Genomic DNA, 7432 nt, shown 5'->3' with positions numbered 1-7432 from the left:
TAAACAAATATACCATCTTGTCCAATCGATTGCAAGCATTTCTTTACAAAAAGTTAACAAGAATTATTTACGTAAATTTTAAAGAAATTAATTAGTTAATTGTACAACTAGGTATAAGTACAAGCACAAACTATTCCACTTCATAGATTAGTACAAGAAAAGGAGGAATTGTTATGCAATGTAATGAAGCCCATCAATTATGTAATAATTTTAGAGGGCAGGTTGTACGCATTTTCGATAAAGAAGGCAATGAGCATGTTGGTCGTATTACTAAAGTAACTGAAGATCGAGTGTTTATTGAACCATTAAATCAACATCGTCAAAACTCTAATTCATCTAATAGATCTACAAATCGTAATAGAAGTAATATGAACAGAAACCATTCTAATAGAGATTTCTCAGATAGAAATTTTTCAAATAGAAGTTTCCGTAATGAAAATCGTTTTGATGATAGATTTGACAGAAGATTCGATAGAAGATTTGATAGAAGAGAAGACAGGGATTTCGATCGGGATGGCTTTAGATGTGGGTTCTTCGGCTGTGGATTCGGCATTTCAATTGCACTTGGTTTTGTAGCAGGAGTAGCATTAGCTGCATTATTCTTCTTTTAATGCTCAATAAAATACTATATTCAACTACTGTGGGTAGGTCCCTTACGTCAATTGCTGACTTTTGGGGCACCCTTTTTAAATGCAAACAATTATAGAATTCTTATAAGACAGTCTCTCTTTCAGTACAAATTTACTAACACAGAATAATAACACCCTTCCTTTAGAGAGAGAATTAGAGCATTAAAACAATAGAGCATAGAAGCTAGGTGTTAATATGAAAATAATCATTATCGCTTTATTAATCATTTCCTTGTATGTACATACACACTTACTATCGCTAAGCCCCTTTTTAGCATGAATGTCGAGGAAATTAATAAACATTTTCCAATAATCCTCATGGAAGACCAGTGAATTAGAGGAGTATACTTAAATAAACGATTATACGCAAGGGAGAGGAGTCTATGTATATAGAAGCAATAATAAATGATTTAACAGAAATGAGTTTGTTTCATAAAAATGACCTTAATTACACTCGTCTAACAGGTGGGACAACAAGTTGCATATACCTTCTAAGCAATAGAAATAACGATAGCAGATATATAGTAAAATTAAATGATCCTCAAGTATTAGAGCCCGAAGCATTTTTTCTAAATTTCTATAATAAGATAAATTTATTACCAACTTTACTTTTTACTGAAAGATCCTTTAAATATTTAGTTTATCCTTTTATTCCAGGGGACACGACCTATGTTCGAAATAACAAAAAGAACATATTAGTATCCCTTGTTAAGCAGCTAATAAATAATTACCAATCCTATTCTAACGCTCCCGGTTGGGGCTGGGTAGATGATTTATCGAATTCATGGACAGATTTTCTTATAAGTAGAATAACAGAGGCTAATAAAACTTTAGATTCGTATTTAAATAAAAAAGATCATAACCTTATCCTTTCTATTATTAACAATACTAGTCGAATGACTTTTCAAAGAGACCCATTTTTGTTACACGGTGACTGTGGTGTACATAATTTTATTTTCAATAAAAGCAAGTTACATGGAGTAATTGATCCCACTCCGGTTTTTGGTAATCCGCTTTATGATTTAATATATGCGTTTTGCTCTTCACCAGATAATCTAACAAAAGAAACAATCTGTTCAGCAGTAAATCATCTGAAATTTTCACAATATCATGATCCCCGTATACTTTTTGAAGAAGTATTAGTTGGACTATATCTCAGGTTAGCCACATGTATAAGACATCATCCAGAAGATTTACACGAATATCTATTAGCTTGGAAATATTGGACCGAACTTATCGAATCTATATAATTTTTGGATCTAGAAAGTAAGACCTACACTCTAGAGATATTTTAAAAAAAGATAAGCGATGATGCTTATCTCTTTCTGCATAATAAAACTCTATATCCCAGTACATCTTTAAAATGTAATAATAACTCTTGAAACTTATGAAGTAGTTCAATACCTTCTGGTGGTAATTTTTGAAACGGTAGTGATTCTGTCGATTTTGTTAAAGTATTCATAATCGAATTACCTTTTATAATTTTATAATCTCTAAATCCTGCCTTAATTAAGTTTTGTTCCCATTCTCTAACTGTTCTTACTTTTGAAATGCCATATACATCCTTAATGTCACTTTCTTCTTTTATTGTTAGTGGTCGTTCTGCTGTCATTTCTATAGCAAGAAAAAATCCACCCTTTTTTAACACTCTTACATACTCAAGTAATGACTTATCTACATTTGTAAAACTTGTTACTGATTCCGAAATAATAATATCAAACGAATTATCCTTAAAAGGGAGATTCTCGGCATTTGCTTGATGCAATGTAATCGGGACTTTCATTTTGTTAAAACGTTTTCTAGCATTGGCGAGCATCCGACTGTTAATATCAATTGAAGTAATTGAGCATTTGTAATTTTCATAAAGATAACTAGCTGTATTCCCTGATCCACACCCTACTTCTAAAACTAAACTTTCTGATGTTAATGGAAGAAATTTTAATGTTTTTTTTGTTAAATCAAACCCGCCCGGATGTGCGTCTTCTATATTAAGAATGGCGATTAAATCTATATAAGAAAATTTCTTCATATTTAAGACCCCAATCATATAGTTTGGTATAGTCTATTCATTAAAGGGTAAAATGCTTTGTATTCTCCAAAACAATTTTTTCTTATAAAAAACATCAGCTCTATGCTGATGTTTTAAACTTTTATAAAGAACAATAATTTGATATTTAACCTAGTTAAAACACGAATCTTTGAAGCGTGAAATATTACTCTTTGTTTTTTCGTATTTCTTTTTGAATCTTACGAAGTGCCTTTTTCGAACCTCGTTCAATATCGTGTTGCATTTTCCTTGTTGAATAATCAATAAATAAAGTGTCTAAGTCATATCCATCTGGATATAGTTCAGTAGCTTTTACTTCTAATGATATTCGTTTTTCATTTACTTCTATTAATTCCCCATTATAGAAAACAACAAGATTGTAGTAATTATCGCTTTCCTTGTAGACAATTCCAACATTATCGAAGTCTAATAATTTTACTCGATCGCCTTTTTGGTAGTTAACCCTCTCTACTGCTTTCACTTTGACAATCTTTGGTTTCCTTATTGCACTTTCATTCACTCTTTCTAGTCGGTACTCTTTATTCTCCATATATTCTTTTGCTCTTTGAAGAACTTGTTCGCGAATATTCATTTTCTTAGAAATCCATAGCGCATTACTTTCTCCTGATTTCCCTATTATTAATTTATACATAGGTTCTAATGTTTCAGTATTAAATCGCATTGCTGCGTTCATAAAATCGTTATGCATTTCTGAAAACCGTTTTATTTCACCATAATGGGTAGTTGCTACTGTAATGCATCCCATAAGGTAAAATTCTTCTAATATAGAAATTGCCAGTGCTGCTCCTTCATTTGGTTCTGTACCACTTCCTATTTCATCAAATAGTAAAAGTGTATTATTATTAGAAACCTTCATAATATCTGAAAGGTTTTTCATATGTGATGAAAATGTACTTAGCGCATTTTCAATACTTTGATTATCTCCAATATCAACAAAGATTTTTTCAAAGACTGCAATTTCAGTATCTCTGTCTCCAATTATATGAAAGCCTGACATTGTTGCTAAAGTTAGTAACCCAATTGTTTTCAAAACAATCGTTTTTCCACCAGCATTAGGACCAGTAATAATTAGGCTACGGTAACTTTCGCCTATCTCAAAATTAAGTGGAACTACCTCACCCGTTAATAGTGGATGTTTACATTGAACTAACTTTATATATCCAAAGTCATTTAATTTTGGCTCAACTCCACCAATCTGTTTGCTAAACTTTGCCTTTGCAAACACCATATCATATTGACTAATTAACTCCATATTTATGTTTATTTCATAAATGTTCTCTAAAATCATTCCTGAAAGAGTAGCTAATATTTGATATTCTTCCATTGCCTCTTCGGCCTTTAAGTTTGCAAGCTCAGAGTTTAATTTCGTAACAGTATTCGGTTCAATAAAAACAGTCGAACCTTTTGAAGAGACTTCAATGATTGCTCCAGGAACTTGCTTTTTAAAGGAAGCTTTAATCGGAATTGTATATCGATCATCTTTCTTACTTATAAAGAAGTCTTGAATATACATTTTATTAGCACTACTATTTAAAAATTTATTTAAACGATCTTTAATTTTTTCTTCCACTGATTCAATATTATTTCTAATTCTTTTAAGTTCTTTACTAGCCGCAGAATCAACGCTGTTTCCTTTAATTGAAAAATTAATCTCGTCTTCAAGTTTTACAAATTCACTCATTGAGTTTGCGTAAGAAGCAAGAATTGGTGCAAAAAACACTTTCTCTTGCATAAACTTCTTAATTCTTCTACAACCTCTTAAAAAATCTGAAATACTGATTAAATCACTTGGGTCTAAAATCATGCCCTTTTCAAGATTTTGTATGATATTTTCGATATTAGATACACCCAAAAATGGTACATGATCTTCCGCATCTAATATTGTCCGAGCTTCTGTTGTTTCGTTTAATCTATTTTTAACTACCTTCACATTAGAGCTAGGTTCTAATTGATCTATCAATTTTTTCCCTAATCCACTTACACAAAAAGTTTTTACAATTTCTTTCAACTCGTTATATTGTAATTTTTCAAAAGTTATATTATTCAATTTAAATTCTCCTCTTCAATATGATTTAAGTGATCATATATGGAGATACCTACATGTTAGATTTCAATGAAAAATAGATAGAAACAACTATTTGTTTTATCCGAAAAAATATAAAAAAGCTGCAGAGATACCGCAGCTTTAATCACATTACAAGGCATTCATAATTGAAATATAGTTAAATAAGCTATCACTAAATAGCATACCGATTTCATTATGAGCATTATAAAGTATTGTAGGTATCTTCATAGGTCTAGAAATAAATACATGACAAAATTAAGGGTACGAATTTTACAAATTCCCCTTTTTTCATCCTATCTATTTCATTTAATTTTTTCCTATTTAGAACCTACCGCACTCACAAAATGCACCTCATTTATTATTATGTTCATTGAAACTAACTTATTGTAATCATCATACTATGTGAAAATTGAAAAGTAAAGATGATCTACTTTGGATTTATTATATGTTTAAGATGAAAATTTTCTATTATTTTTTACATTTTGTTTTTAAAAGAACTGATTGAAAGTCATATTCTTCAGGGATAACATCGTAAAACCCGTCGTCACTTCAATTTAAATGTGACATGTATTCAAACGCAGTTGTTCCATAGATGTTTTTAAAGTGTTTATTTAAATGAGTTAAATCAACAAAACCACACTCAGCTACTGCTGAATAGATATCTCTATTTTTTTCGATTAACTGCTTTGCACGTTCAATCTTGTAGTTAAGAAAGTATTGATAAGGTGATATTCCAGTATGAGTCTTGAATAATCTAATGAACTTAAATTTTGATAAATTAAGTTCTTTACATATATCTTCTAGTCTAAGTACATTTTCTAAATTAGTATGAATCATACCCTTTGCTTTACTCACGAGAACATCATCTTTTTTATAGTCTGTTGAAAGATTAGTTTGAAGAAGGCAATCTGTGAGAGATACGAGTAATTCACTGCACAAAGCTTCATCTTTTCCGGTAAATATCGCATTTGTAAGACTTAATATTTTTTTTTCGAGAATATAGTCGTAAATTATAGGAGTTTTAAAACGTACTATATCCTTTTTCTCTATTACTTCTAACAGTAACTGTGGATCGATATAGAGCATAACATAATCAAGACCAGACTCATCATGTGCCATTCCGTCATGTGCCTGTTCTGGATTAAAAAGCATAATACCATTTTGATGTGATAATTGTAAGCTGCCATCAAGATTATACTGTTGAATACCGCGTAATGTTACACCTATTGCATACTCCTTGTGAGTGTGCTTTTTATACTTAAAATCAGTAATACTTGCTGATAGTGCAGTAATACCTAATGATTTTTTATAGATAAATTTGTCCATTAAATTCACCTCTTTAGAAGCTTACTTACATCCAAATTATGACCGTAGCATAAACTAAGAATAATGCCATCACAATATTGACAGTCTTTTTGCGTTTCTGTAAAAACACCTTGAAGATCGAACCGAAAAGCACCCAAGTAATAAATGCTAAGAATCCAATGATTGTTATGGCCATAACACTAAATGTAACGGCAGACAACCCGACATAATAGGGCAGTATATAAGTAGGAATTACTGTCATCGTAAATAGTACTACCTTTGGATTTAAAAACTGCATAAGAAACCCAGACATAAATGTTCCTGTTTGATTTTCGGATGATTTTGATGAATCCATTTTGTAAATTTGGTATGCAAGATAAAGCATATAAACGCTTCCTACTATCTGCATAATAATTAAAACTTTCGGTATGGTCTCTATTAGAATAGTGTTTACCATAGCAGATATTACAAGTAATAATCCAAAAGCGATCGTTGCACCATACGTATATTCCATCGCCTTTTTTGTCCCATTATTATGAACTGTCGATAATATTACTATATTAGTTGGTCCTGGTGTAAAGGTAACAATAAAACAATACACTAAAAAAGATGTAAAATTCACGAGAAAAACTCCTTTCACATTCAAGTTATTCTCATCAAATCTTACATCTTAAAGAAAAATGCTTATAGTATATTATTGCAGGTATATATAAAGAAGTTAACCATAAAAATTTTAAGATACTGATACTTTATTTTTCATTCTTTTGAATTCAGTTTTGTTCAATAATGTGTAAGATCTACTACACTAAAAGAATCGACTACCCTGACGATTACGTAATGCACAAATATTTGCTAGCAACCCGTAAATCTAGTATTCACAACAGTGAAAGAAAGGAATATCCGTTCTTACATGATAGTTGAAGAAAGATTAAACTTCACTTCACCGGTTAAAACTCCTACAAAGATAGCCGCAATAAGAATAGTTAATACAGTAAATAAAATTTCATAGCGAACGGGTTTTAAACCTTTTTTCGCCTTATTGTATAGGCTAAAAATAATATAATATATTAGTAATCCAATGATTAGCACCATTAAATCTATAATCGTAAAAGGTTTACTAATATAGCTTTCTAAACAGGAAGCAGTTAGGAATACTACCCCACAAAACATTAACTGTGTAATGAAATATTTTATAAGGTTCATTTGTCTAATCTCTTTTTTATGCCTAGATAAATTTTCTCAAATGCAACTAACTCAAAAAACCGCCATTGGTTACATAAGGAAGTTCTCGATTTAATTTATCAGAGCATAAAAAAACATCAGCCAAATAGCTGATGTTTTTTTTACCAGGCGACGTTCTACTCT

Annotated in this window: 7 protein-coding genes; 2 read left to right on the top strand and 5 right to left on the bottom strand. The window is 30.7% G+C overall.

The features are described 5' to 3' along the window. The first annotated feature begins 173 nt into the window (after positions 1–173). On the top strand, positions 174–611 hold the full coding sequence (locus tag COC46_RS21785) for a hypothetical protein (protein ID WP_098811982.1): 438 nt from the start codon (positions 174–176) through the stop codon (positions 609–611). Positions 612–1012: 401 nt separating this feature from the next. Beyond that, the gene (locus tag COC46_RS21780) at positions 1013–1879 is read left to right on the top strand and encodes a phosphotransferase (protein ID WP_098811981.1); all 867 of its coding nucleotides are present in this window, start codon (positions 1013–1015) and stop codon (positions 1877–1879) included. Between the two features lie 65 nt (positions 1880–1944). Here the strand turns inward: COC46_RS21780 and COC46_RS21775 are convergent, their stop codons facing one another. From COC46_RS21775 to COC46_RS21755, 5 genes are all read right to left on the bottom strand, one after another. Further along, positions 1945–2658, bottom strand: a complete 714-nt coding sequence (locus COC46_RS21775; RefSeq protein ID WP_176545253.1) for a class I SAM-dependent methyltransferase — start codon at positions 2656–2658, stop codon at positions 1945–1947. A gap of 184 nt (positions 2659–2842) precedes the next feature. Beyond that, positions 2843–4744, bottom strand: coding sequence for an endonuclease MutS2 (locus COC46_RS21770; protein ID WP_098811979.1), 1902 nt, complete (start codon positions 4742–4744; stop codon positions 2843–2845). Positions 4745–5311: 567 nt separating this feature from the next. Continuing rightward, the gene (locus COC46_RS21765; protein WP_098811978.1) at positions 5312–6088 is read right to left on the bottom strand and encodes an AraC family transcriptional regulator; all 777 of its coding nucleotides are present in this window, start codon (positions 6086–6088) and stop codon (positions 5312–5314) included. Positions 6089–6113: 25 nt separating this feature from the next. Further along, positions 6114–6689 (bottom strand): LysE family translocator, encoded by a 576-nt coding sequence (locus COC46_RS21760; protein ID WP_098811977.1) that lies wholly within the window; start codon positions 6687–6689, stop codon positions 6114–6116. A 284-nt stretch (positions 6690–6973) separates the two neighbouring features. Beyond that, positions 6974–7270, bottom strand: coding sequence for a hypothetical protein (locus COC46_RS21755; RefSeq protein WP_098811976.1), 297 nt, complete (start codon positions 7268–7270; stop codon positions 6974–6976). Between the last annotated feature and the right edge of the window lie 162 nt (positions 7271–7432).

It is taken from the genome of Bacillus sp. AFS041924 (assembly GCF_002577195.1).
GTDB lineage: Bacteria > Bacillota > Bacilli > Bacillales > Bacillaceae_G > Gottfriedia.
Note: the sequence above shows the minus strand (reverse complement) of the source record. Positions and strands in the feature narration are given on the sequence as shown.